Raw genomic sequence first — 25386 nt, 5'->3', positions numbered from 1 at the left:
TCCTTCTGGTCCCCTTTTCGCGTGTCCTGCCTAGACTCGGGTGGCAGGGGACGGGTGCGCGTCACACCGAAGAGGGGACAGGCACCGTGTTCAACATCGTGGAAGAACTGTTCGCGCCGGGCCGTAAGCACACCGACGAGGAGCGGCAGAAGATGTCGCTGGTCGTCGACGACATCGGTGACGGCGACCCGGGGAAGGGCCCGATAGACCTTTCCTCGGGGACCGTCGTCATCCGGACGGGACGGGGCGGCGACCGCGCTACGTGAGGGGCCTGCCCGCGGCGCCGATCCGGGCCGCGGCGATGTCCCGGCTGCGGGCCGCGGCGACCGCACCGACCACCGGCATGGCGAGCAGGGCCACGAAGATCGGCCCGTAGCCGCCGTCGGTCGCCTCGGTCATCACCACGACCTCTCCGGAGGAGAGCGTGCCGCCGAGCACGAAGCACACCAGCGCCCGCAGCGGCCCGGAGGCGACCAGCCGGAGCGGGGCGTAGGCCAGTAGCAGACCGATGGCCGCGCCGATCAGGGCGCCCACGGCGAGCGAGCCCAGCACGGCGACCGCGGCCAGTGCCGGGTCCTCCAGCGTGCTGCCACCCGAGCCGTAGAGGTACCGCATCACCATGGTGACCGCCCACAACACGGCGCAGACGCCCGACGGGATCGCCCCGGCCCGCAGCCCGAACACAAGCCCCCGCCGCAGCACGGCGCGTGACTTCCTCATACCGTCCCCGTATCCCGAACGCGCCGCCGCCTGCCGGCATCCGCACCCGGAGTATCCCAGCGGGGGCTCCGGGCCCGTGCCGAGGGGCCCGGCACGGCTGCCGGGCGGGTCAGGACGCCGCCGGCTCGCCGAACAGGCGCAGCCGGTGGGCCACCGCGCCGGCCTCGCCGCGGCCGGAGACGCCCAGCTTGGCGAGGATGTTGGAGACATGGACGCTGGCCGTCTTGGGCGAGATGAACAGCGCGTCGGCTATCTGGCGGTTGCTGCGGCCCTCGGCGACCAGGCGCAGGACGTCGCGTTCGCGCGGGGTCAGGCCGAGGGATTCGGCGGGCGCGGGGTCGGCGGGTGCCCCGTGCCCGGCGCCGGCGGCCGCTGTGTCCGCCGCCGGTATCAGGCCGGGCAGCGGGATGCGGGCGCGCTGGGCGAGCAGGGCGAGTTCTTCGGCGAGCGGGCGGGCGCCCATGGCCGTGGCGGCGGTGTGCGCCTGGCCGAGCAGCAGGACGGCGGCCTCACGCGGGGTGCGGCCGTCCAGCCCGGCGGTGGCCCGCTCGGTGCCGTGCAGCAGTGACTCCGCCCAGCGGTAGCAGGCCCGGGCGAGCTCGTACGGGCGCTCCAGCGGCTTGAGGGCGGCGACCGCCGCCGCCCAGTGGTCGGGGGTCTCGCGGCCCTCGGCGCGGCGGAGTTCGGCCTCGACGGCGATCGCGTACGCCTCCCATATCGGGCAGGCGCGGGCCAGCTTCTTGGCGGCGTCGCGGATGCGGGCGAGGACGGCGGCCCGGCCGGGCCCGGCGGCCGGCAGTCCGCGGGCGTCCGATTCGGCGGCGGTGGCCCACCACAGCAGGGGCCAGGCGTAGCGCTGGATACCGGGCGGCAGTCCGGCGTCCAGGGTTTCGGTGAGGATGGCCCGGGCGTCCAGGATGCGGCCCTGGTGGGCGGCGATCCGCAGGGCGTGCTGGGCGAGCGGGATGGCGTGCTGCGGCTGGGGGTCGTGGGTGCCGTAGTACTCGCGGGCGAGGGCCAGTTCGCGCTCGGCGACGTCGAAGTCGCCCGTGCCGAGGGCGAGGTCCGTGCGGCGGTTGGCGGCCAGGGCGATCGAGCGGGCGTTCTGGGCGAGCCGGCGGGAGTCGGCCGCGGCCTGGAGCGCCTCTTCCCAGCGGCCCAGCGACTGGAGCGATTCGGCGCGGTTGGCCATCACCCAGCAGGCCTTGTCCTTGAGGCCGTAGCGGGTGGTGAGTTCGATGCCCTGCTCGGTGACCTCTACGGCCTCCCGGGAGCGGCCGACGCCCTCCAGGAAGGAGGGGAGGTTGACGTGGCCGCGGCCGATGGCGGTGAAGTAGCCGCGGTCGACGGCGCGGTCGAGGGCGGCCCGGAGGTCGGCGAGGCCCTCGTCGACCTCGCCGGAGTCGGTCCGCAGCCCGGCCAGGGTCAGCCGGGAATTCAGCTCGGCCTCTTCGTCGCCGACCAACTGGGCGAGTTCCACGGCGCGTTCGGCGGTGGCGAAGGTGCCCGGGCCCGGTTCGTGCAGCACCGCCCAGCTGGCGACGGCGGCCGTCACCTCGGCGTGCACGGACGACGGCGGCAGGCCGCGCATCAGCTCCTGGGCCCGGCCGAGGTCCTCCCAGCCGTTGCCGCGGCCGGTGCCCTGGCAGAGCCGGGAACGCTGCACCAGGAACCATGCCGTGCGCAGGGGGTCGTTCTCCTCGCGGAGGGAGCGCAGGGCGCGCTTGGTGATCGTGAAGGCGCGTTCGCTGTCGCCGGACAGCCGGGCGGCCACCGCGATCTCGGCGAGCAGGTCCAGGAAGCGCAGCGAATCGTCGTCGCAGCCGCAGGCCGGGTACGCCTCGGCGTAGTCCACCGGGCGCACTCCCTGACGGACCTCGGGCGGGGCGTCGTCCCACAGCTCCAGGGCCCGGTCCAGCAGCCGCAGTTGCTCGGCGTAGGCATGGCGGCGGCGGGCCTGCACGGAGGCGGCGAGGACGGCGGGCAGCGCCTTGGCGGCGTCATGGGCCTTGTACCAGTAGCTGGCCAGCCGGGTCGCGCAGGCATCGGCGCGGACCAGGGAGGGGTTGGCCTCCAGGGCCTGGGCGTAGCGGCGGTTGAGGCGGGTGCGCTCGCCGGGCAGCAGGTCGTCGACGACGGCCTCGCGGACCAGGGCGTGCCGGAAGCGGTAGCCCGTGCCGTCGTCGGTGGGGACGAGGGTGTTGCTGCCGACGGCGGCCCGCAGCGCCTCGATGAGGTCGTCCTCGGGCATCTGGCAGACGGCGGAGAGGAGTTCGTGTTCGACCGTGGAGCCGCCCTCGGCGGCCGTACGGACCACCCGCTGGGCGTCCTCGGGCAGCGCCTCGACGCGCACCAGCAGCAGATCGCGCAGCGGGTCGCTGAGGCCGTGCAGACAGCCGTCGGTGAGGCTGCGGGCCAGCTCCTCGACGAAGAAGGCGTTGCCCTCCGAGCGCTTGAAGACCCGGTCGAGGGTGTCCTCCTCAGGTGCGCTGCCGTTGATGCCGGCGAGCTGGGAGCGGACCTCCTCGCGGTTGAAGCGGTCCAGCTCGACCCGCCGGACCGTGCGCATCCGGTCGATCTCGGCGAGGAACGGGCGCAACGGGTGGCGGCGGTGGATGTCGTCGGAGCGGTACGTCGCCACCAGCAGGACGCCGGCGTCGTGCAGCGCCCGCAGGAGGTAGGCGAGGAGTTCGCGGGTGGAGCGGTCGGCCCAGTGGAGGTCCTCGATGACGATGACGAGGGTGCGCTCCGCGGCGAGGCGCTCCAGGAGGCGGGCGGTCAGCTCGAAGAGCCGGGCCCGGCCGATCTCCTCCCCGTGATTCTCGCCGGGCGTTTCTCCCAATTCGGGCAGGATGCGGGAGAGTTCGCCCTCCTGACCGGCGACCGCGGCGGCGAGCTCGTCCCGCAGATGCCAGTTGAGGGTGCGCAGGATCGCGGAGAACGGCGCGAAGGGCAGCCCCTCCGAGCCGATCTCGATACAGCCGCCGAGCGCGACCAGCGCGCCCCGGGCTCGCGCGGCCTCGCCGAACTCCTCGATCAGCCGGGTCTTTCCGACCCCGGCCTCGCCCCCGATCAGCAGGGCCTGCGGCTCGCCGGACGCCGCGACGCGGGCGAGCGCGTCATCGAGCGCGGCGAGCTCGGGCGCTCGACCGACGAACACGGGACTGACGGACCTGGTCTCCACGCGCTTGAGCATCGCACAGGGGTCCGACATTGCGGCAGGGGGTGTGATCAGGTGCTGGACGGCGGGTGGGGCGGAGGGGGGCCGGGTGCCGGCCGACTCCAGCAGTGGCACGGCGTACCCGCCCCGCCCGGCCGGCTCAGGCGGCGGCACGGCGTACCCGCCACCGGCGGGCCCAGGTCCGGCTGCTACTCACCCGCCCCTCGGGTTCGTCGCTCCCGGAGTGGGCGGCGGCCGCACGCGCGGCCCGGCGCCCCTCGATCGCCTCGCGCGCCAGACGCTGCCGGGCGGCCTCGCGGCGCAGCTCGTCCTGACGGACCCGGAGCTCCAGTTCGAAGCTGTGCATCTCGTTCTCCCTTGTGGTGTGGGCCGGTTGAGCCCCGGTGGTGCGGGCTCGTTGACGTGCTCAAGCCTCGTCTCCAAGGGGGCCCCGCCACATCGGGAGACTGCCCGATCTTCGGGCGCGGGGGTGCTTAGGAAATACGGCCCGCGCCCGGGAAACGGCGTACGGGCGGCGCGCAGGGCACCACCCGTCCCTACCCCGGACAGCGCTAAGGCCCCTGTGCCTTAGACACCGGGGCGGGTGCCTAAGGCACAGGGGCCTTAGCGGTGCCGGACAGCCGGCCGGGCCTCAGGCGCCGGGTCGGGTGCCCTTGGGAATTGTGGGCATGCTCGCGAACAGGTCGAGGTACATGCCCGCGGAGATCAGCAGCCCGAGCACCCCGAGGGCCAGCCCGCCCCAGGCGACGGCCCGCACCCAGGTGGCGGCGCGCGGCCGGGTCAGCACCACCGCGGCGACCAGTGCAGCCAGCACCGCGAAGACGCCGTTGACCAGGGCGGTCGTGTGCCAGGGGGTGCCGTACATGGCGGAGATCTGGTCGGTGGCCTTACCGGCCTGGAGGTTGATCTGCCCCATCAACGTCTGCCGCTCGGCCATCAGCGTGCCGAGCCAGGTGCCGGTGACGGAGGCGAGGCCGAGCCCGGCGGCGACGACCGCACCGGCACCGGCGGCGATGCCGGTGGCGGGCGGAGCGGCAGCGTCGACATCCTCGTCGGCCGGCTCGGTGTCCTCGGCCTCGTGCGCGGCCCTGTCCGCAGTCGCCTCATCGGCGGCCGTCGCGTCCTCCGGGGCCGCCTCGGCGTCCGTCCCTCCCTCCGTGGCGACGGCCTGCGCCGGCACGGTCTCGTCGTCGATTCGCTTCTCGGCGGTGGCGGTCGTGGCGCTCGTATCGGTCGTGGCGGTCGTGGCGGTCGTGTCGGTCGTGTCGGTCGTCCTGGTCGTACCCATGGGCGCGACCGTAGGTGCCGCGTCTGAGAACGAGATGAGAACGGCGGCGGGCGGGCAGGCCGAGGGCCTCCCCTACGCCCCCACCAGCGGCCGGTCGCCGTCCCGGGGACCGGGCGGGCCCGACATGTCGAACAACTCGGGCATCTCGCCCTCCTGCCCCACAGGTGGTTCGATGCTGATCCGCGGCAGCCACCGCGCCAGCCAGGACGGCAGCCACCAGTTGGCGCCGCCCAGCATGTGCATCAGTGCCGGCACCAGCAGCGTACGCAGCACGAACGCGTCCAGGGCGACGGCGGAGGCCAACCCGATCCCGAACATCGCGATCGTCCGGTCGCCGCTCAGCACGAAGGCCGCGAACACCGCGATCATGATGACCGCCGCCGAGTTGATCACCCGGCTGGTCTCCGCCAGGCCCACCCGCACGGCCCGGCGGTTGTCCCCGGTCAGCTGCCACTCCTCGTACATCCGCGACACCAGGAACACCTGGTAGTCCATGGACAGCCCGAAGAGCACCGACACCATGATCACCGGCAGGAACGGCTCGATCGGCCCCGCGCTGCCCAGCCCCAGCTGCTCGCTCCCCCACCCCCACTGGAAGATCGCAACCACGACCCCGAACGACGCGGCGACCGCGGCCACGTTCATCAGCGCGGCCTTGAGCGGCACCGCAAGCGACCGGAAGGCGAGCAGCAACAGCACCGACCCGAGCGCGATGACGACGCCGATGAACAGCGGCAACTTGCCGACGATCACGGACGCGAAGTCGTCGTAGCCGGCAGTGACCCCGCCGACCGCCACCCGCATCGTGGTGCCGCGCTCGGCCGTCGGCAGCACCTCGGTCCGCAGCCGTTCCACCAGGTCGGAGGTCTGCCGGGACTGCGGCGAACTGTCCGGGACGACGGTCAGCACCCCGGTGCTGCGGCTCCCGTCGAATTCCGGCCCGCTGACCTGCGCCACCCCGGGGATGCCGCGCAGCTGCCGCGGCAGCGTGTCGAACGCGATCCGGTCCTTGGCGCCGTCGAGCGTGCCGACCAGCGTCAATGGCCCATTGGCTCCTGGCCCGAAGCCACCCCCGGGCCCGTCACCAGACCCTCCCCGCGCCATCAGGTCGTACGCCTTACGGGTCGTCGAGGTGGCCGGATTGTTGCCCTGGTCGGAGGTCCCGAGATGGAGTCCGAACGTGGGCAGCGCGAGGGTGAGCATGACGGCGGCCGCGACCGTGCCCAGCAGCTTGGGGTGCCGCTCGACGAACCCGGACCACCGGGCGGCGATCCCGGCGCGCCGCTCGTCCCGTACCCCTTCCCCGGCCAGCCTCCGCCGCTCCCGCCGCCCGAGCGCCCGCATCCCGATCAGCCCCAGCAGGGCCGGCAACAGGGTCACGGACGCGGCCACGGTCAGCACGACGGTGAGCGAGGCAGCCAACGCCACCCCGTTCAGGAAGCTGAGCCGCAGGATGAGCATGCCGAGCAACGCGATACACACGGTCGCCCCGGCGAACACCACCGCCCGCCCGGACGACGCCACAGCCCGCTCAGCGGCTTCTCGGACCGGCAGTCCGGCCCTCAACCCCTTCCGATGCCGCGTCACGATGAACAACGCGTAATCGATCCCCACCCCGAGCCCGATCAGGCTCCCGAGCATCGGCGCGAAGTCGGCCACGATCATGGCATGACTGAGCAACGCGATCCCGGCCGAGGCGGTGCCCACGGCGGCCACCGCGGTGACGATGGGCAGGGCGGTCGCCGCCAGGGACCCGAACGCGAGGAACAGCACCACGGCCGCCGCCCCGAGCCCGATGAGCTCCGGCAACTGGGCCCTCGGCGCCTCGGTCACCGCGATCCCGGCCCCGCCGAGCTCCACCTGAAGGCCGTTGCCGGCAGCGGACCGGGCGACCTCGACGACCTTCCGGACCTGCCCGGCGTCCAGATCATCGGTCGACCGCGCGAACACGAGCGCGGCGTAGGCGGTCCGCCCATCCCCACTGATCTGCCGCGCGCCGCGGGACCCGTGCGCTTCCCGGGCGGCCTTGCCGTACGGACCGTGCACCTCCGCGACCCCGGGCAACCCGTCGACCCTCTCCAGGGTCTGCCGCATGGTCTTCTCCACCGCACCGGCCCGCACGGTGCCGTGATCGGTGTGCCACACGATGGTGTCGCTGTCGCCGGTCTCTCCAGGGAACGCCTTCTCCATCAGCGCGGTCGCCCGCCCGGACTCGGTCCCCGGCACCTCGTAGTCAGTGGAGTACGCGGTCCCACACACCCCCGCGGCCACACCCACGCCCACAAACACGGCAAGCCAAAGAACGATCACCACGATGCGGCGCCTGAGACACCACCGAGCCAGAGCGGTCACGACGTTGATCGCTTCCCGGGTTGTGCGTCGAAATCTCCCGGGTACGGGTGGTGCCGAGCGCGATGAACGGGGACGTAGAGCCTCCACGCGCCTGTTTGGCACGCCACCGGGCCCCATCAGAGCAGAGTGACACCCGGAAAAGATCGTTTGAGGTGTTTGTGGGGCTCCTCACAGATGACCATTGGATGCGAGCCCGACCCGGCACTTTCACGGCCCGCCTCTTCGAGCCCGGCCGCTCCGAGCCACTTGTGAGGACGCCTGAAAAACCGCTTCCACAATCGGGCCGCGACAGCTAAAGCTTCCCCCGTCGCTCCCCATGCAAGGCAAAGCCAAGCTTCGTGTAAGTCAAACACCCCTGCAACAAGCACTCTACCGGTACGAGACCTAATGCCGGTAGATCATAGACCGTCATTTTCTCATCAGTTCACGCTCGCATCGGCTGGGTTACGCGCCCCGACAGCCCGCAGAGCTAACCAACATTCCTCAAAAATTGATATGCGCTCGCAACTAAATCACTTCGTGAAAGGCTGAGCGCACGCCTGCGAATTCCCGCTCGCCACATTCAAGGATCACTCGAAACCTAGGCCTTTCAACATTCTCAGCAGCCTTCACAATCCCCCACTTCTCGCCAACCCGCAGCAGTACGCGAAAAAATTCGATTTTTGCTTCAAAATCTTCAGAGAGGATCTTTCCCGCATCTCCAATCAGGAGGAGGTACTGATCCGCAGACAGCCATCGCAAATCACGAAGACAGTCATTCAAGGCAGGAAAATTCCATCCGAAGTAATCGGGCAACTTGAAACCGTTCCAAAATTGTTCAAACAGTGCGTCTGAGTCCCCCATGTCGCCGCCGTTCATCCATGCCGCGAACGTGGTACCCGGCAACGGGAGAATCTCCCTCACAGCGACCCCCGATTCTGGGGTTACCAAATGAAGCCACGGCCTGACCTGAAACCAGGAGTCTCCCGCGTTCACCAATTTGGACTCTCCACAACAATATAGGTCTGATAATGAGTAGGCGAGTAGTAGATGGATCCGTCACTCCCAAAGACAATCCTTTCTCCGCCAGGCTTAGGATTGTCTCGCGCCGCAGGGGCTCCATATTCGCTGTAGCGTATAGGCTCCCCCGAAGGGGTGACCGAGGGAAGCATATGCGCACCATTCCTTCCCGTATTGTGGAATGTCTCCATGCTTAGATTCGGCCCATGCCACTGCGCTCCCCAGCCTGTAGCGTCACGCCCGTACTTCTTTACGTCACTAATGGCCTCCATAGCCTCCTCGGGGACTTTTGCGGGAACCCAGCCCCCCAGCTTACTTGGATCACCTAGGTGAGTTCCCGGCTTAGGTACCGTACACCCAGACAATCCAAGAGGGTCAACGTACATATGAGGGTTAGGAACGTATGTGACGGCATTGGGTGCAGCACTGAGGCCAACGGGGTCGGGAGTAATATAGCGGGCCGTCGTAGGATCATATATACGATGAAGGTTGTAAAAGAGGGATGTTTCAGGGTCGAAGTATTGACCAGGAAATCTCAAGGGGGTGCAGGCGATACTCGTACGTGCCCAGGTAGCACTACCCCAAAGACTCATGCGGGACCGCCAAGCCGCGCTGCCGGACTCATCAACAAGCTCAGTGGGGGCGCCAACAATATCGACAATAATTGAGAAAAAGCGGCGATCGAGCTCTCCCTGAGCTCCATCGACTGACATCTTCCGCTCGGTCTGACTGACAGGGCGTAGGGCTTCGTGATCCCAGCTAAGCGTGACGAAAGCACGGGAACCAATTACTCTCGTGGTTTGTTCGGCGAGATTTGTGCCGTCCCAGGAAAATTCCACGGTTTCCTGAACACACTTCTCTGGAGAACTTCGCTGCTTAGCTATCCGACGACCGAGCGGGTCATACCAGTAGTTCCAAACACTGCCATTCGGGGTGATGACTGACTCGAGCTGGTCTTCGACGTTCCAGGTGTAACGCCACGTATCCGGTTTCCGGGAGACGCGCGTCTTCTGGCGGAGGGTGACCCGCCCCAGTTCGTCATGTTCGTAGCGGATGCGGCCCGCGCGGATGATGTTGGTGCCCTGGTAGGACCTTTCGCCTCGGGCTGAGGGGTTGGGGTGGCGGTCGGGCCAGGTGGCGTGGGTTTGGTTGCCGGCGGCGTCGTAGGCGTAGGTCTCGGTCCAGTCGGTGGCGTGGACGGCGGTGACGCGGCCGGCGCGGTCGAGGTCGAAGGTGCGGCGGCCGGTGTGGGAGTCGTCGATCGCGGTGAGGTGGCCGTCGGGGCGGTAGGTGTAGGAGCGGGAGAGGACCTGTTCCACCTCTGCGGCGGCGGTGTGGGGGGTTTGGGAGGTGCCGGTTCCGGCTGTGGTGAGGGACTGGGAAGTGAGGCGGCCGGTGGGGTCCCAGGTGTGGGAGAGGGTGAAGTTGTCGCCGATGGTGCGGGTGAGTTCTTGGCCGGCGGCGTCGTGGTCGAAGGTGAGGACGTGGCCGGCGATGTCCATGGCGGTGCGGTTGCCGGCGGCGTCGTAGGTGTAGGTGGTGGTGTGACCGGTGGGGGTGGTGCGGCTGGTGCGGCGGCCCAGGGCGTCGTAGGTGAACGTCATGGTGCGGCCGTTGACGGATTCGGCGGTGACGCGGCCCAGGATGTCGCGGGTGTAGGTGACCGTCGCGTCGGGGTTGGTGGCCTGCTGGAGGTTGCCGGAGGCGTCGTGGGTGTAGGTGGTGAGGAGGCCCGCGGCGTCCTTGTGCGTGATGCGGCCGAGGGTGTCTCGGGTGTAGGTGGTGACCTCGCCGAGGGTGTTGGTTCGGGTGGTGAGCTGACCGGCGGGGTCGTGGGTGTAGGTGAGCACCCGGTTGTCGAAGTCCGACTCCGATGTCAGGCGGCCTGCTGCGTCGTAGGCGTAGTTCCAGGTCAGGCCCTGGGGGTTGGTGACCTGGGTGAGGCGGAGTTCGGTGTCGTGGGTGAACTCGTGGCGGACGCCGTCGGGGTCGGTGCGGGCCACCAGGAGGTCGAAGTGGCCGTATTCGTAGGTGGTCGTCTGGCCGATGGGGTCGGTGTGGGAGGCGCGGTTGCCCTCGCCGTCGTAGGTCCATTCCTCGGTGGCGCCGGTGGGGTCTATTCGGGCCACCAGCTTTCCTTCGACGGACCAGAGCATGTGGGTCGTTTCGCCCAACGGGTCCGTGATGGAGGTGGTGCGGCCGAAGGCGTCGCGGCGGTAGTGGGTCACCGCGCCGAGGGGGTCGGTGACGGAGAGAGGCAGGCCGGCTGCGTTGCAGTAGAGGTGGGTGGTGTTGCCGAGGGCGTCCGTGACGGAGGCGAGGTTGCCGCGGATGTCGTGGGTGTAGGTGGTGGTGGCACCGGTGGGGTCCGTTGACGCTGTTCGGTTGCCGGTGGCGTCGTAAGCGTGGGTCCAGGTGGCGCCGTCCGGCCCGGTGACCGACACCGGATTGCCGTTGGCGTCGTAAGTGGTGGTGGACGTGGAGCCGTCGGGGAGAGTGACGGTTACCGGGCGGCCCGCATCGTCGTAGTCGATGTGCGTGGTGCGGCCCAGCGGGTCCGTGGTCGACAGGATGCGGTGGGCCGCATCCCGCACCGTGCGGGTGGTGGCACCGGTGGGGTCCGTAGTGGCGACGATGTGGTGGTGGTCGTTGACCTGGTAGGTGGTGACCTGGCCGAGGGAGTTGCGGTGGTGGTTGGTGCGCAGGCCGGTTTCCGGGTCGGGGTCGCCCCAGGTGAAGTCGCCGCGGAGGTGGCCTTCGATGCCGCCCTGGGTGATGCAGCGGTCGGCGTCGTCGTAGACGTAGTGGTAGCTGCTGTTGTTGGTGTCGGTCCAGGAGGTGATGCGGCCGGCGTCGTCGTAGGTGAAGCGGAGGGGGAGGTGGGTGGACTTGGTGACGGTGGTGAGGTTGCCGAGCTCGTCGTAGCCGTACGTGACGAGGAGTTGGTCGCTGCCGTCGGGAGCGGCACCGGCCAGGTGGAGGGCGGTGATGCGGCCTTCGTCCGTGGTGAGGAGAAGGCGGTAGCCGGCGCTGTGGGTGAGCGCGAGCGGGGTGCCGTCTTCGGTGTAGTCGAAGGTGTGGTGGTTGCCGTGGCGGTCGGAGATCTCGTCGAGGACGGCGAGGTTGTCGGTGTAGGTGGTGAAGTAGCGGCGTAGGCCCGTCACCGGGTCGACAAGCAAGTAGTCGCCGTCGGGGGTGAGTTCTAGCGGCGCGCCGTCGCCCTCTAGCGGGCGGGTGGGGACGCCGACTGCCGGGTGGGGGTAGAGGAGGAAGTTGCCCTCTTCGCCGATGAGGATGACGCCCTCGGAGTCGATCTCCAGGCGCTGGTCGACCGTGGACATCCAGGTCGGGCCGAACCAGCGGCCGGTGCGGTAGGACGACTCGAAGGTGCGGGTGAAGGTGAGCGGGAGGCTGCCGGGGAGGGTGATGTCGGTTTGCGGCAGGTGCATCCGGCCGGTGGCCATGTCGATGGGGTCGCTGCCAAAGGTCTTGCACCATGCCGTACGTAGACGGTCCCGGACGGTGCGCTTGCCGCCTTCTTTGGCCGCGGTGCGGGCCGCGTTCTCGGCGGCCTCCTTCGCGCCCGCCTTGGCCATGCTCTTGCCGAGCCCTCCTGCGCCTTTCCCCCCGATGGCGTTCACCAGCAGGGAACCGTAGGCATCGAAGGGGTCGCTGCCCCAGCCCGAGCCCAGCATCCCCTTGGCCGTCTCCACCGGGTGGAGGGGCGCCTGGGCCAGGCCCATGAGGGTCATGGCGGTGTTGTCCATGAACTGGAAGGGGTGGGTGACGTTGTAGGGGTCCAGCGGGTTTATCTTGCGGCCGAGCTTGAGGGTGTCGGCGCCGGCCTTCAGGGCACCGCCGGCCATGTGCAGGTGTTCAAGGACGAGCGCCTCGCTGCCGTCCTTGAGGGCCGCGCCCGCGAGTTGGGTCAGGGAGGGCTTCTCGGGTGCGTGGGCCAGGGCGGCCTTGATGGTGTTGCGGGCTCGCTCGGCCGCTTCGTTGCGCTGGCTGCGGGCCTCCTTGAGCATGTCCTGCGCCGCCTCGCGGCCCTCGGCTCCCGGGTCGGCCTCGACCGTCGGCTCCTGCGGCATCGGGCCGGGGTCCTGGCCCTGGTCGACGGCGGCGTTGTAGGCGTCGGCCTGGGCGTTGAATCTGTCGACCTTCGCCTTGTACGCCTCGAAGGAACGCCGGGTGGCCTCCTGGGCGTTGTGGTACTTCTCGATCGCGTCGGCGGCTTTGCCTTGCGCCCAGATCACCGTCTCCACGTACGACGTCAGGGCCTTGGAGGCGTCGTCGCAGGCGTCGGCGGCATGCATCCACTGCTTGGGGTGCATGTCGAACGCCTCGCGGAAGGCGTCGGCGGCCTTGCCGCTCCAGTGCTGGCCCGAGCCGAGCTTGCGCATGCCGTTCGCCACGCGGTCGAAGGCGGCGGAGAAGTCCTTGAGGTGGGACGCGGTTTCGGCGATCTTGCCGGGGTCGCCGTGGATGAGCTCCTTGGGGTCGTCGGTCTCGCCGAGCTGGCGTTCGTCGACGTGGGCACCAAGGGCGCCGGCGAGTTTCGCGCCACCACTACGGACCGCGTGCGCCGCGTCGTCCAGACCGACCGTCTCCAACGCGTCGCCGGTCAGCTCGGCGCCCTTCTCGACCACCTCCCCCGCGCCGCGCTCGATGGCGCCCGTGATCTTGCTCGCGCCCTCACCGACCGCGTCGATGGCATCACCGAAGATGCTCACTTGTCGTTGTCCCCCTGGCCCTGCTGCTGTTGCTGCCCCTGCTGCCCCTGCTGCCCCTGCTGCCCGTGCGGCTTCCCCGCCTCGTAGAAGCCCGTGGTGACCTCCACGTCCTCCCCGCCGTTCTTGATGCGGTCGGGGACCGAATGCGCGTCCTGGAGCAACTGGTCGCCCGCCTGCAGCATCTCCTTACGCGACTTCCTCGACGCCTCGGAGTTCGGGTCGAAGTCGGCGTTGGCGACCTGGGAGATCGGGTTGTCACCGATGACCTTGTCCCAGGACCGCTTGTGCAACTGCTCCGGGGTCAGGTCCGGGTCACCCATCGCCGCGTTCACGGTCTGCTTCATGGCGTCCGAGAAGTACTGCTCCTGCTCGTAGTAAAGCCCAGCCGTGATACCCAGCTTCTTGGAGAATTCGTTGGCGTCCTGCATCAGGGTGCGTACGCCCCAGCCCCAGCGGTCGCAGAAGGAGTCCAGAACGGCGGCCAGCCCGTCATCGCCGCATTCCATGTTGTCCAGGGACAATCGGCCGAAACCGCGGCCCAGTTGGGCCTCCACATCGAAGCCGAGCTCTTTCAGTTCGGACGTTGCGGCCCTGATGCCCTTGGTGAGCTGCTCGAATGCCTCCGGTTCGAGTTGGTAGCCGTCTCCGCTCATCAGGCCCATTTACGCTCCCCCTCGCGCGAAACATCCGATATGCCGTCAGATGTGCGGTCAGATGTGCCGCCACCCGGTGCGGGCGTGGCGTCAATGGCCACTCGGTCGGGCACGATTCCGGTCACCGGCGGGAAGAGCGCACCCTGTTCGCTGCCCGCGTCCAGGGCCACCCCTGTAGGGCCCTCGATGGCGGGAATCAGCACGTCAAGGACGCGAGCGCCGGAGACGGTCAGGTACTGCCACTCGTCGCCGGGCTCCGCGCCACGTCCCAGCGCGAAGCACGCCAGCGCCTCCTCGTCGGTGAAGACGTACAGCCAGCGGATGCCGCCCAACTCCGTGGAGAGAAGCGTGTCGTTGACCGTCGGAATCAAGACATGCGTGCGCCGGAATTCCCCCACTAGCGCGGCCGGATCTGGTTGACCGGCATGAATCGCCGCCACCTCACCGATCAAAGACATAACGGACCGAGCCCTCCCCCGTTTCCCTGCTCAACTGCCCTACACACTTTCGCATACGGCACGGACAACGGGGGCCGAGACGCGGGCTGGGATGCCGGGGAAAGGTCGGACCGAGGGAAACCGACCCGCCATTCCTTGCGGCTTCAATTACCTTGCCGTTTGGGCGAGGTGGGGATTCGCTCGCAAATACTGGCCGCCACCCCTGTAATCGACCCCGCCCCCTCCGCGCCGCCCGCAGCCGCTCCCTGCCGGTCCGGCCACCCGCGTCGCACCCCTTGACCGGGGCATTGGTCTGAACCATTCTGTGCGCAGGGTCGGGAACGGCCCTCGTCAGCGGTGGCCACCGTCTCGTGCAGTCCTCGGGTTTCCCCCTTCGGCACAGGAGACAGGTATGCCTCGCACTGCAGCACGTTCATGGAGCAGAACCCGCGTCAGATCCTCGCGCCACAGACGTCTGCGCACGGCCGTGGTGGCGGTTCTCGCCAGCGTGGCCGCCGTGGCCGCCGGCATGACGGCGGCCACCCCGGCCGCGGCCGCCGCAGACGCCGCTTCCGCCGCAGACGTCAACGTCGTCAAGAACGCCGGCTATGAGTCGGGGTTGAGCAGCTGGACCTGTTCGGCGGGGAGCGGGACCGCCGTCAATTCGCCCGTGCACGGCGGCAGCGCCGCACTCAAGGCGACCCCCACCGCCTCGGACAACGCCAACTGCTGGCAAACCGTCGCCGTCAAGCCCAACTCGACGTACCGGCTCAGCACGTACGTCCAGGGCTCGTACGTGTACCTGGGTGCGTCGGGCACCGGTACCACGGACGTGTCGACCTGGACGCCGTCGGCCACCGGGTGGCAGCAGCTCGTCACCAGCTTCACCACGGGCCCGAGCACGACCTCCGTCACCGTGTACACCCATGGCTGGTACGGGCAACCGGCCTACTACGCCGACGACTTCAGCGTGCTGGGGCCGGACGGCGGGGGCGGTACCGATCCCGGGCCCCAGGTTCCGGCGGCGCCCGGGGGCTTGGCGGCGGGATCCGTGACGTCGTCATCGGTCGCCCTGTCATGGGCCCCGGTCTCCGGGGCCACCAACTACACCGTCTACCGGGACGGCACCAAGGACCGGACGGTGAGCGGAAGTTCGGCGACGGTGACCGGACTCTCCCCCTCCACCACCTACCGCTTCCAGGTCACCGCCACCAACGCCGCCGGGGAGTCGGCCCGTTCGACCGAGGTCACCGCGACGACCTCCCCCTCAGGCGGCGGAACCGACCCCTCCGTCCCCAAGCACGCGATCACCGGCTACTGGCAGAACTTCAACAACGGCGCGACGGTCCAGAAGATCAGCGACGTACCGAACCAGTACGACATCATCGCGGTCGCCTTCGCCGATGCCACGACCACGCCGGGTGCGGTCACCTTCAACCTCGACTCGGCCGGTCTCGGCGGCTACACCGTCGATCAGTTCAAGGCCGACATCAAGGCCAAGCAGGCGGCCGGCAAGTCCGTCATCATCTCCGTCGGCGGCGAGAAGGGCACGGTCTCCGTCAACGATTCCGCCTCGGCCGCCAATTTCGCCGACAGCGTCTACGCGCTGATGCAGCAATACGGCTTCGACGGCGTCGACATCGACCTCGAAAACGGCCTCAACCCGACCTATATGAGCCAGGCCCTGCGCTCGCTGTCCCAGAAGGCGGGCGGGAAGCTCGTGCTCACCATGGCGCCGCAGACGATCGACATGCAGTCGACGTCCGGCAGCTATTTCCGTACGGCGCTGAACGTGAAGGACATCCTCACCGTCGTCAACATGCAGTACTACAACAGCGGTTCGATGTTGGGATGCGACGGAAAGGTGTACTCCCAGGGGAGCGTGGACTTCCTGACCGCGCTGGCCTGCATCCAGCTCGAAGGCGGCCTCGACCCGTCCCAGGTGGGCCTGGGCCTGCCCGCCTCCACGCGGGGCGCGGGCAGCGGGTACGTCGCCCCGAGCGTCGTCAACGCCGCCCTGGACTGCCTCACCAAGGGCACGGGCTGCGGCTCGTTCAAGCCGTCCCGTACGTATCCGGGCGTACGGGGCGCCATGACCTGGTCCACGAACTGGGACGCGGCGAGCGGCAATGCGTGGTCGAACGCGGTCGGGCCGCACGTTCACGGTCTCCCGTAGCCCGCACTGTCCTCCTCACCGCCACCGTCACGGCGGAAGTCGCACCACACGACCTTCCCCGGTACGCGCTCGCCGATGCCCCACGCGTCGGCGAGCGCGGCCACGAGCAGCAGCCCCCGCCCGGCCTCCGCCTCGCCGGTGACGGCGGCCGCCGGTACGCCCGACGGCGCGGTGGGCGGGGAGCGCTGTGCGCCGACCGCGCGGGAGCACCCGGGCCGGGAAGCGGGGTACGTGGCAGGCCACCCGCCACCGCCGTGCGTGAGGTGCGTCGGCTATCGTCTACAGTCCTGTAGACAATAGCTCGCTGAGCAGCGCCCACCGACCGCGTGTGGTCCGCTGAACAGCGCCCGATGTGCAGTTGGTTGCCGAGGCGCGACGTACCGCGCCGGGAGGGCGGACGGAACGATGACGCAGTCGACCGGTGGGGCAACGACCCTGCCCACCACGGGGGAAGGGTGGGGTCACGAGCCCCTGCCCCAGGCGGGACAGGGCCCCGGCTGGAGCAAGGTACCGCAGGTCACGGCCCTGTTCTGGGGAGTGAAGGTGCTCACCACCGGCATGGGCGAGACGGCCTCGGACTACCTCGGCCGGACGCTCGGGCCGATACCGGCGGGCTGCCTCGGACTGGCCGGTTTCCTGCTGTTCCTGGTCCTCCAGTTCCGGGCCGCCCGCTACCGGCCCTGGACGTACTGGTCCGCGATCGTCATGGTCAGCGTGTTCGGCACGATGGCCGCCGACGTCGTGCATGTCATGGCCGGCATCCCCTACACGGTCTCGGCGGTCGCCTTCACCGTCGCGCTGACAGTCCTCCTGACGTCCTGGTACCGGGCCGAGGGGACGCTCTCGATCCACAGCGTCCACACCCGCCGCCGGGAGACGTTCTACTGGGCGACGGTGCTCGCCACCTTCGCGCTCGGCACCGCGGTGGGCGACCTCACCGCGGGCACCTTCCACCTGGGATACCTCCCCTCCGGCGTGCTGTTCGCCGTGCTCATCGCGGTGCCCGCGCTGTCCGGGCGGTTCCTCGGGCTGAACGCCGTCGCCGCCTTCTGGGGGGCGTACGTGCTGACCCGCCCGCTCGGGGCCTCCTTCGCCGACTGGATGGGCGTCTCCACCGCTCGCGGTGGCCTCGGCTGGGGGACGGGGCCGGCCACGCTCGCGCTCACGGTGCCGATCGTGCTGCTCGTGGGCTACCTGGCGATCAGCCACAAGGACACCCCGCCCGAGCGGACCGGCGCACACCACACCGTCTGACCGGGGGGCGTAAAGAGCCGCGTTCGCTCCCTGCCCTTGCGCGACGGGCGCCGGCCGCTCTCCCGAGCTCAGCCCTCGATCAACGCCGGGGCCAGCTCCCGGAGTTGGTCCAGCCCCAGCCCCCGGTCGGCGGCCAAGGGCTGGATCGCGACATGGTCGGCGCCCGCGTCGAGGTGGTCCTGGACGCGGCGCCGGACGGCGTCCACGTCACCCCATGCGACGAGCGCGTCGACCAGGCGGTCGCTGCCGCCGCCCGTGAAGTCGTCGTCGTCGAAGCCGAAGCGGCGCAGATTGCCCACATAGTTGGGGAGTTGCAGGTAGAAGCGGGTGTGGTGCTCGCGGGCCAGGGCACGGGCCTTGGCCGGGTCGGTCTCCAGGAGGACGGCCTGTTCGGGGGCGAGCAGCGGGCCCTGCCCGAGCGTCTCGCGGGCGCGGGCGGTGTGCTCCGTGGGGACGAAGTACGGGTGGGCGCCGGCCGCGCGGTCCCGGGCGAGTTCGAGCATCTTGGGGCCGAGGGCCGCCAGGACGCGGGGCGGTGCGGGGTCGGTGATCGGACCCTCGTAGGGGGCGCGGTCCAGCGCGTCGAGGTACCCGCGCATCGCGGCCAGCGGCTTGGCGTAGATGTGGCCGCGGAGGCTGACGATCGGGGCGTGGCTGGCGCCGAGGCCGAGGACGAAGCGGCCGTCGTACGCCTCGGCGAGGGTGTGTGCGGCGCCGTTCGCCGCTGCGGCGTCGCGGCCCCAGATGTTGGCGATGCCGGTGGCGACGGTGAGGCGTTCGGTGGCGGCGAGGAGGAGTCCGGCGTGGCTGAACGCCTCCTTGGTGGCGGGACCTTCGCCGAACCACAGGGCGCCGTAACCGAGTTGCTCGATCTCCGCGGCTGCCCGGCGGGCGGTCGCCGCCGGTTCCCGGCCGAGTCCACCGTGCCAGACCCCGACCCGGCCGATCCGTGCGGCGAGACCCTCGTGCTGCACGCGTTCCTCCTGCGCCCTTTGCTCCGGCACCCGTTCCTCCACTGGCTGAGGGATGAAGATCCGTACTTTTGCACAGCGTCCGGCCGGGGCCCGGCATTCCGCGCCCGCGTCATCCGGTCGCCCGCATCATCCGGTCGTACGCGAAGCGGCCGCCCTCCCGGAGGAGGACGGCCGCTGGAGCAGACAACCAGGCAGAGCGGGATCAGCCCTCGACGCCCAGCTTCTCCAGGATCAGCTCGCGCACGCGGGCCGCGTCGGCCTGGCCGCGGGTGGCCTTCATGACCGCGCCGACCAGGGCGCCGGCCGCGGCCACCTTGCCGCCGCGGATCTTGTCGGCGATGGCGGCGTTGGCGGCGATCGCCTCGTCGACGGCGGTGCCCAGGGCGCCCTCGTCGGAGACGACCTTCAGGCCGCGCTTCTCGACGACCTCGTCCGGGGCGCCCTCGCCGGCGAGAACGCCCTCGATGACCTGACGGGCCAGCTTGTCGTTCAGATCGCCCTTGGCGACCAGCTCGGCGACCCGGGCGACCTGCTCGGGGGTGATCGGCAGGGCCGCGAGCTCCACGCCGTCCTCGTTGGCGCGGCGGGCCAGTTCGCCCATCCACCACTTACGGGCCGCGGCGGCGTCCGCACCGGCCTCGACGGTGGCGACGATCAGGTCGACCGCACCCGCGTTGAGGATCGACTGCATGTCGTGCTCGCTGACGCCCCACTCCTCGCGGAGGCGGTTGCGGCGCAGGCGCGGCAGTTCGGGCAGGGTCGCACGCAGTTCCTCGACCCACTCGCGGGAGGGGGCCACCGGCACCAGGTCCGGCTCGGGGAAGTAGCGGTAGTCCTCCGCCTCCTCCTTGATCCGGCCGGGCGTCGTGGAGCCGTCCTCCTCGTGGAAGTGACGGGTCTCCTGGACGATCGTGCCGCCGGAGGAGAGCACCGCGGCGTGCCGCTGGATCTCGAAGCGGGCCGCCCGCTCCACGGAGCGCAGGGAGTTGACGTTCTTGGTCTCCGAACGCGTGCCGAACTTCTCGGTGCCGTTGGGGCGCAGCGAGAGGTTCACGTCGCAGCGCATCTGGCCCTGCTCCATGCGGGCCTCGGAGACGCCGAGCGCCTTGATGAGCTCGCGGAGTTCGGCGACGTACGCCTTGGCGACCTCGGGGGCCCGCTCGCCCGCGCCCTCGATGGGCTTGGTGACGATCTCGATGAGCGGGATGCCGGCGCGGTTGTAGTCCAGGAGGGAGTGCCGGGCACCGTGGATGCGGCCGGTGGCGCCGCCGACGTGCGTCGACTTGCCGGTGTCCTCCTCCATGTGGGCGCGCTCGATGTGCACCCGGAAGACCTCGCCGTCCTCCAGCTGTACGTCGAGGTAGCCGTCGAAGGCGATCGGCTCGTCGTACTGGGAGGTCTGGAAGTTCTTCGGCATGTCCGGATAGAAGTAGTTCTTCCGGGCGAAGCGGCACCAGTCCGCGATCTTGCAGTTGAGCGCCAGGCCGATCTTGATCGCCGACTCGACGCCGGTCGCGTTGACGACCGGGAGCGAGCCGGGCAGGCCGAGGCAGGTGGGACAGGTCTGCGCGTTGGCGTCGGCGCCGAGGGCGGTGGAACACCCGCAGAACATCTTGGTCTTGGTGCCGAGTTCGACGTGGACCTCGAGCCCCATGACGGGGTCGTAGGCGGCCAGCGCGTCCTCGTACGACACCAGGTCGGTGACAGTCACGGTGAAACTAACCTCTCAGGGTCCGGCGCCGGTCAGTCCGCGAGGACGTCGTCGTCGCCCAGACGGCGCAGTTCGCGGATGAGCAGGGCGACGCCGGTGACGATGGCGGCGGCGGAGACGACGGCGTCGACCAGCTGGAGCGTGTCCTGCTCCACCCGCGCCTTCTTCGCCTGCTTGACGACGCTCACCGCGCCGAACAGCGTGGTGCCGATGGACAGGTACGTGCCGGGCTTGGACTTCTTGAAGCCCTTGGCCTTGGCGAGCTTTCCACTCACAGTGCTGCCTCCTCGTTCGCTTCTCCGCCCCCGCGGCGCAGAGGTGCGGCTGTCGTAGTTGCCTGCGGCCCGGCGGCCGCGGGTGCGACGCTCACAGTGCCGGTGCCTCCTCAAGCAGCGGGTGACCCCACTTGGCGGTGAACGCTGCCTCGACCGCGGCGCCGACCTTGTAGAGCCGGTCGTCCTTCATGGCGGGGGCGACGATCTGCAGGCCCACCGGCAGCCCGTCCTCGGGCGCCAGGCCGCAGGGCAGCGACATGGCTGCGTTGCCTGCCAGGTTGACGGGGAGCGTGCACACGTCGGCGAGGTACATCGCCATCGGGTCGTCGGCACGCTCGCCGATCGGGAAGGCGGTGGTCGGCGTCGTCGGCGAGACGATCACGTCGACCTGCTCGAAGGCCTTCTCGAAGTCGCGGGTGATCAGCGTCCGCACCTTCTGGGCGGAGCCGTAGTACGCGTCGTAGTAGCCGGAGCTCAGCGCGTAGGTGCCGAGCATGATCCGGCGCTTGACCTCGGGGCCGAAGCCGGCCTCGCGGGTCAGGGCGGTGACGTCCTCGGCGGACTTCGTGCCGTCGTCGCCGACCCGCAGGCCGTAGCGCATGGCGTCGAAGCGGGCGAGGTTGGAGGAGCACTCGGACGGCGCGATCAGGTAGTACGCGGCGAGCGCGAGGTCGAAGGACGGGCAGTCCAGCTCGACGATCTCGGCGCCCAGCTCCTTCATCAGCGCGACCGACTCGTCGAAGCGCTGGATGACACCGGCCTGGTAGCCCTCGCCGCGGAACTGCTTGACGACGCCGACCCGCATGCCCTCGACGCTGCCGTTGCGGGCCGCCTCGACGACCGGCGGGACGGGGGCGTCGATGGAGGTGGAGTCCATCGGGTCGTGCCCGGCGATCACCTCGTGGAGCAGCGCGGCGTCCAGGACCGTACGGGCGCAGGGCCCGCCCTGGTCGAGGGAGGACGAGAAGGCGACCATGCCGTAGCGGGAGACGCCGCCGTAGGTGGGCTTGACGCCGACCGTGCCGGTGACGGCGGCGGGCTGGCGGATGGAGCCGCCGGTGTCCGTGCCGATGGCGAGCGGGGCCTCGAAGGAGGCGAGGGCGGCGGAGGAGCCGCCGCCGGAGCCGCCGGGGATCTTGGTCAGGTCCCAGGGGTTGCCGGTCGGGCCGTAGGCGCTGTTCTCGGTGGAGGACCCCATGGCGAACTCGTCCATGTTGGTCTTGCCGAGGATGACGACGTCGGCGGCCTTGAGCTTCTTGGTGACCGTGGCGTCGTACGGCGGCAGCCAGCCTTCGAGGATCTTGGAACCGACGGTGGTCGGGACGCCCTCGGTGGTGAAGATGTCCTTGAGCGCGAGCGGGACGCCGGCCAGCGGGCCGAGCTTCTCGCCGCGGGCCCGCTTCTCGTCGACGGCGCGGGCCTGCGCGAGCGCGCCCTCGCGGTCGATGTGGAGGAAGGCGTGCACCTTCTCGTCGACGGCCTCGATGCGGGCCAGGTGGGCCTCGGTCACCTCGACGGCGGTGAGCTCGCCGGCGGCGATCTTGTCCGCGATCTCGGCGGCGGTGAGCTTGATCAGGTCGGCCATGTCGGTCACTCCTCACCCAGGATCTGCGGCACCTTGAAACGCTGCTGCTCCTGGGCCGGGGCGCCGGAGAGCGCCTGCTCGGGGGTCAGCGACGGACGGACCTCGTCCGGCCGCATGACGTTGGTCAGGGGCAGCGGGTGGGAGGTCGGCGGAACGTCTTGGTCGGCGACCTCGGAGACGCGGGCGACCGCGCCGATGATGTCGTCGAGCTGGGTGGCGAAGTGGTCGAGCTCTTCGTCCTTCAGCTCCAGACGTGCCAGCCGGGCGAGGTGGGCGACCTCCTCGCGCGTGATGCCAGGCATGCAGAGATCCTCTGGTGTTCTTGGCGGAGTGTTCTGGGCGGAGTGTTCCCCGTGGAGTGATCTCGGCGAGCACTCCGGTGAACTTTTTCCGGCCCAATCCTATGGCGTACGGGTCAGCGGCCGCGAAACCGTTTCGCCGGGGCGCGGCCCGGCGGGCGGGCGCGCCCCGGTCAGCGGGGCCCGGGGGCCTGGTCGGGCCCGTCGGTCCGGTCACCGTCGGCCTCCGGTTCGCCGCTCTCCGCGGGTTCTGCGGCGGCTTCGGTCCGGCTGCCGTCGGCTTCGGCTTCGCAGTCGGCTCCGGTGGCGCGGTCGCCTTCGGCTTCGGCTTGGCTGGCGGCTTCGGCTTCGGTTTCGCAGTCGGCTTCGGCTTCGCGGCTGGTTTCGGCTTCGCTGTCGCCTTCGGTGGCGCGGTCGCCTTCGGCTTCGGCTTCGGCTTGGCTGGTGGCTTCGGTTTCGCGGTCGGCTTCGGCTTCGGCTTCGCAGTCGGCTTCGGTTTCGGCTTCGTCGGCGTTCTCGGGTTCGGTGTCCGTTTCGGCTTCGCTGGTGTTCTCGGCTGGGGTGGGTTCGGAGCGGGGACACGGGACGGCCGGTGGCCGGGTCAGTTCAGGACCTGTCCCGAAGGGCGCTCGGCTGCCTTCTCCGCCGCCAGGGCGGCCGTCTCCGATTCGCGGTGCCAGCCGTGCTCACCGCGGGCCCTCAGCCAGGCCGTGGTCTCGTCGGGCGGCATCGCGGCCGCCACCAGCCAGCCCTGGACGGCGTCGCAGCCGAGGTCGCGCAGCCGTTCCCAGGTCTCGTCGTCCTCCACGCCCTCGGCGACGACCAGCAGGCCGAGCGAATGGGCCAGGTCGAGGGTGCAGCGGACGATCTCGGCGTCCTCCGTGTCGACGGCCAGCCGGGCCACGAAGGAACGGTCGATCTTCAGCTCGCTGACCGGGAGGCGGCGGAGGTGGACGAGGGAGGAGTAGCCGGTGCCGAAGTCGTCCAGCGACATCTTCACGCCGTGGGCGGTGAGCCCGGCGAGCGTGTCGGCGGCCCGCTGTGGATCCTCCAGCAGGACGTGCTCGGTTATCTCCAGTTGGAGGGCGCCCGGTGGGACGCGATGTCGGGCGAGCCGGGCCGCGACGGCGCCGGCGAAGCCCGGGGAGTGCACGTCGCGGGGGGAGACGTTGACCGCGACCGGGACCTCCAGGCCCATCGCGCGCCAGCGCGCCACCTGGGCGAGCGCGGTTTCGAGGACGTACTCGGTGAGCCGGGGCATCAGGCCGGAGGATTCGGCGATCGCGATGAACTCGTCGGGGGGCACCCGGCCGCGGTCGGGGTGCACCCAGCGGACCAGCGCCTCCAGCCCGGCGACATGTCCGTCGAATCCGACCTTGGGCTGGTAGTGCAGCTCGACGTCACCGGCGTCCAGGGCGCGCCGCAGATCGCCCAGCAGGCCCAGCCGGTCGGGGGTGTTGCCGTCGCGCTTGGCCTCGTAGAGCTCGACGCCGCTGCGGTCCCTCTTGGCCTGGTACATCGCCACATCGGCGCGGCGCAGCAGCCCTTCGGCGTCCAGGGCGTGGTCGGGAAAGACGGCGACCCCCGCGCTGGCTTCGAGCACGAGGGTCAGACCGTCGAGGTCCAGCGGCGAACTGAGGGCGGCGACAAGATTGCGGGCCACCCGCTGGGAGCTGGTGAGGGAGTCGGTGGTGGGCAGCAGGACGGCGAACTCGTCGCCGCCGAGCCGGGCCGCCTCGGCGCCGCGCGGCAGGGCGTGCCGCAGCCGGTCGGCGATCTGCAGCAGCAGGCGGTCGCCGGCGAGGTGGCCGAGGGTGTCGTTGACGGAGCGGAAGCGGTCCAGGTCGATGAGGACCAGGGCGGAGCGGGCGCCGATCCGCTCGGCCTCGTCCAGCGCGGTCCAGGTGCGCTCCAGCAGCCACTGGCGGTTGGGCAGTCCGGTGAGCGGGTCGCGCAGCTGCTCCTCGGCGCGGGCCCGGGCTATCCAGAGGGTGGAGTCCAGCGCGATCAGCGGCACCGCGAACAGCGGCAGCAGCAGCGGGGCGTTGACCGCGCAGACGGCGATCAGCGGGGCGATGCCGAGCAGGGCGATGCCGACCAGCGCCTGGCGGACGACCGCGGTGCGGGGGATGGCGGGGAGCTGGCCGCTGCGCGGGGTGAGGCTGAGCCACAGCAGGCCGCGGCTGACGAACAGATAGCCGCCCGCGGTGACGACCACTTCGGGGAGGACGGAGAGGTCCCAGGCGAGCGGGGTCCACGGCTGGCGGACGGTGGAGACCACGCCGAACGCGGCGAGGCCGAGCGCCGCGGCGCCGATGCCGAGGACGTCGACGGCGCCGTGCACCACGGCCTGCCGCCAGCGGTGCCGGCGGGCGGCGCCGACCAGCACGACGACGGAGAGGCTGACGAGGGTGGCCGGGACCCAGCCGTAGAGCAGCAGGACGGCGAGGGCGAGCGCCGCGCCGGAGCCCGTGCCGCCCCACCAGCGGTCGCGGCCGAGGGCGACCAGGTGGCCGACGATGACGCCGGTCAGGATCGCCAGCGACCATCCCACCGAGCCTCCGGGGAACAGCGCGTCACCTACGCCCAGAGTCCGGAACACGCCCGTGGCGAGCGCGAGGCTCGCCACGGTGACGATGGCCGCGGGCAACGCGGGCACGACGAGCTGCCGGAGCCGCGACGCCGGAGCGGCGCTGTCGGTCGGTTTCATTCCGATCCCTCTCACAGCCGGCTGTGCCCGCGCCACGGC

The 25386-nt window shown here is 70.3% G+C and carries 18 protein-coding genes and 1 pseudogene; 3 read left to right on the top strand and 16 right to left on the bottom strand.

Annotated features, from left to right (window positions below; all coding sequences use genetic code 11):
• Positions 1-86: 86 nt before the first annotated feature.
• A complete protein-coding gene (locus AB0E02_RS18305) occupies positions 87-266 on the top strand; it encodes a DUF6191 domain-containing protein (protein WP_362140512.1) in 180 nt (59 codons plus the stop codon).
• Here the strand turns inward: AB0E02_RS18305 and AB0E02_RS18300 are convergent.
• The 9 genes from AB0E02_RS18300 to AB0E02_RS18260 all read right to left on the bottom strand — a co-directional run bounded on the left by AB0E02_RS18300 (position 259) and on the right by AB0E02_RS18260 (position 14384).
• Positions 259-720: a hypothetical protein gene (locus AB0E02_RS18300; protein WP_362140509.1), complete on the bottom strand. Its 462-nt coding sequence runs from the start codon at positions 718-720 to the stop codon at positions 259-261. The two genes, AB0E02_RS18305 and AB0E02_RS18300, sit on opposite strands and share 8 nt — an antisense overlap.
• Before the next feature lie 109 nt (positions 721-829).
• Complete coding sequence (locus AB0E02_RS18295; RefSeq protein WP_362140654.1) at positions 830-3916, bottom strand: AAA family ATPase; 3087 nt, start codon at positions 3914-3916, stop codon at positions 830-832.
• A gap of 124 nt (positions 3917-4040) precedes the next feature.
• Complete coding sequence (locus AB0E02_RS18290; RefSeq protein ID WP_362140506.1) at positions 4041-4247, bottom strand: hypothetical protein; 207 nt, start codon at positions 4245-4247, stop codon at positions 4041-4043.
• A 285-nt stretch (positions 4248-4532) separates the two neighbouring features.
• On the bottom strand, positions 4533-5189 hold the full coding sequence (locus AB0E02_RS18285; RefSeq protein WP_362140503.1) for a hypothetical protein: 657 nt from the start codon (positions 5187-5189) through the stop codon (positions 4533-4535).
• Positions 5190-5261: 72 nt separating this feature from the next.
• Positions 5262-7541, bottom strand: coding sequence for an MMPL family transporter (locus AB0E02_RS18280; protein ID WP_362140500.1), 2280 nt, complete (start codon positions 7539-7541; stop codon positions 5262-5264).
• A gap of 507 nt (positions 7542-8048) precedes the next feature.
• A complete protein-coding gene (locus tag AB0E02_RS18275) occupies positions 8049-8399 on the bottom strand; it encodes a barstar family protein (protein ID WP_362140498.1) in 351 nt (116 codons plus the stop codon).
• 113 nt (positions 8400-8512) lie between these two features.
• On the bottom strand, positions 8513-13273 hold the full coding sequence (locus AB0E02_RS18270; protein WP_362140495.1) for a putative T7SS-secreted protein: 4761 nt from the start codon (positions 13271-13273) through the stop codon (positions 8513-8515).
• Complete coding sequence (locus AB0E02_RS18265; RefSeq protein ID WP_362140492.1) at positions 13270-13935, bottom strand: hypothetical protein; 666 nt, start codon at positions 13933-13935, stop codon at positions 13270-13272. Before AB0E02_RS18265 ends, AB0E02_RS18270 begins: the two co-directional genes overlap by 4 nt.
• On the bottom strand, positions 13926-14384 hold the full coding sequence (locus AB0E02_RS18260; protein ID WP_362140489.1) for an SseB family protein: 459 nt from the start codon (positions 14382-14384) through the stop codon (positions 13926-13928). The genes AB0E02_RS18265 and AB0E02_RS18260 overlap by 10 nt, the downstream gene beginning before the upstream one ends.
• Before the next feature lie 508 nt (positions 14385-14892).
• Here AB0E02_RS18260 and AB0E02_RS18255 point away from each other — a divergent pair.
• Complete coding sequence (locus AB0E02_RS18255; RefSeq protein WP_362140651.1) at positions 14893-16539, top strand: glycoside hydrolase family 18 protein; 1647 nt, start codon at positions 14893-14895, stop codon at positions 16537-16539.
• Here the strand turns inward: AB0E02_RS18255 and AB0E02_RS18250 are convergent.
• Positions 16524-16676, bottom strand: a pseudogene (locus AB0E02_RS18250) (ATP-binding protein); the annotation flags it as partial. The gene AB0E02_RS18255 and the pseudogene AB0E02_RS18250 sit on opposite strands and share 16 nt — an antisense overlap.
• Positions 16677-16944: 268 nt before the next feature.
• Between AB0E02_RS18250 and AB0E02_RS18245 the strand changes: the two are divergent.
• Complete coding sequence (locus AB0E02_RS18245) at positions 16945-17793, top strand: hypothetical protein (RefSeq protein WP_362140487.1); 849 nt, start codon at positions 16945-16947, stop codon at positions 17791-17793.
• 68 nt (positions 17794-17861) lie between these two features.
• Here the strand turns inward: AB0E02_RS18245 and AB0E02_RS18240 are convergent, their stop codons facing one another.
• The 6 genes from AB0E02_RS18240 to AB0E02_RS18215 form a co-directional block, all read right to left on the bottom strand.
• Positions 17862-18767 carry an LLM class F420-dependent oxidoreductase gene (locus AB0E02_RS18240; RefSeq protein WP_362140484.1) on the bottom strand — a complete coding sequence of 302 codons (906 nt, stop codon included), beginning with the start codon at positions 18765-18767 and terminating at the stop codon, positions 17862-17864.
• A gap of 202 nt (positions 18768-18969) precedes the next feature.
• Entirely contained in the window at positions 18970-20478 is a 1509-nt protein-coding gene (gene gatB, locus AB0E02_RS18235) for an Asp-tRNA(Asn)/Glu-tRNA(Gln) amidotransferase subunit GatB (protein WP_362140481.1), read from the bottom strand.
• A gap of 32 nt (positions 20479-20510) precedes the next feature.
• Positions 20511-20753 carry a hypothetical protein gene (locus AB0E02_RS18230; RefSeq protein WP_030412837.1) on the bottom strand — a complete coding sequence of 81 codons (243 nt, stop codon included), beginning with the start codon at positions 20751-20753 and terminating at the stop codon, positions 20511-20513.
• Positions 20754-20844: 91 nt separating this feature from the next.
• The gene (gatA, locus tag AB0E02_RS18225; RefSeq protein ID WP_362140477.1) at positions 20845-22347 is read right to left on the bottom strand and encodes an Asp-tRNA(Asn)/Glu-tRNA(Gln) amidotransferase subunit GatA; all 1503 of its coding nucleotides are present in this window, start codon (positions 22345-22347) and stop codon (positions 20845-20847) included.
• Complete coding sequence (gene gatC, locus AB0E02_RS18220) at positions 22344-22640, bottom strand: Asp-tRNA(Asn)/Glu-tRNA(Gln) amidotransferase subunit GatC (RefSeq protein WP_030799488.1); 297 nt, start codon at positions 22638-22640, stop codon at positions 22344-22346. The genes gatA and gatC overlap by 4 nt, the downstream gene beginning before the upstream one ends.
• A 598-nt stretch (positions 22641-23238) precedes the next feature.
• Positions 23239-25347: a bifunctional diguanylate cyclase/phosphodiesterase gene (locus AB0E02_RS18215; RefSeq protein ID WP_310723970.1), complete on the bottom strand. Its 2109-nt coding sequence runs from the start codon at positions 25345-25347 to the stop codon at positions 23239-23241.
• Positions 25348-25386: the final 39 nt, after the last annotated feature.

It is taken from the genome of Streptomyces sp. NPDC048196 (genome assembly GCF_040652715.1).
Lineage (GTDB): Bacteria > Actinomycetota > Actinomycetes > Streptomycetales > Streptomycetaceae > Streptomyces > Streptomyces siderophoricus.
The sequence above is the reverse complement of the archived record's forward strand: the minus strand, read 5'-3'. Positions and strand labels throughout refer to the sequence as shown.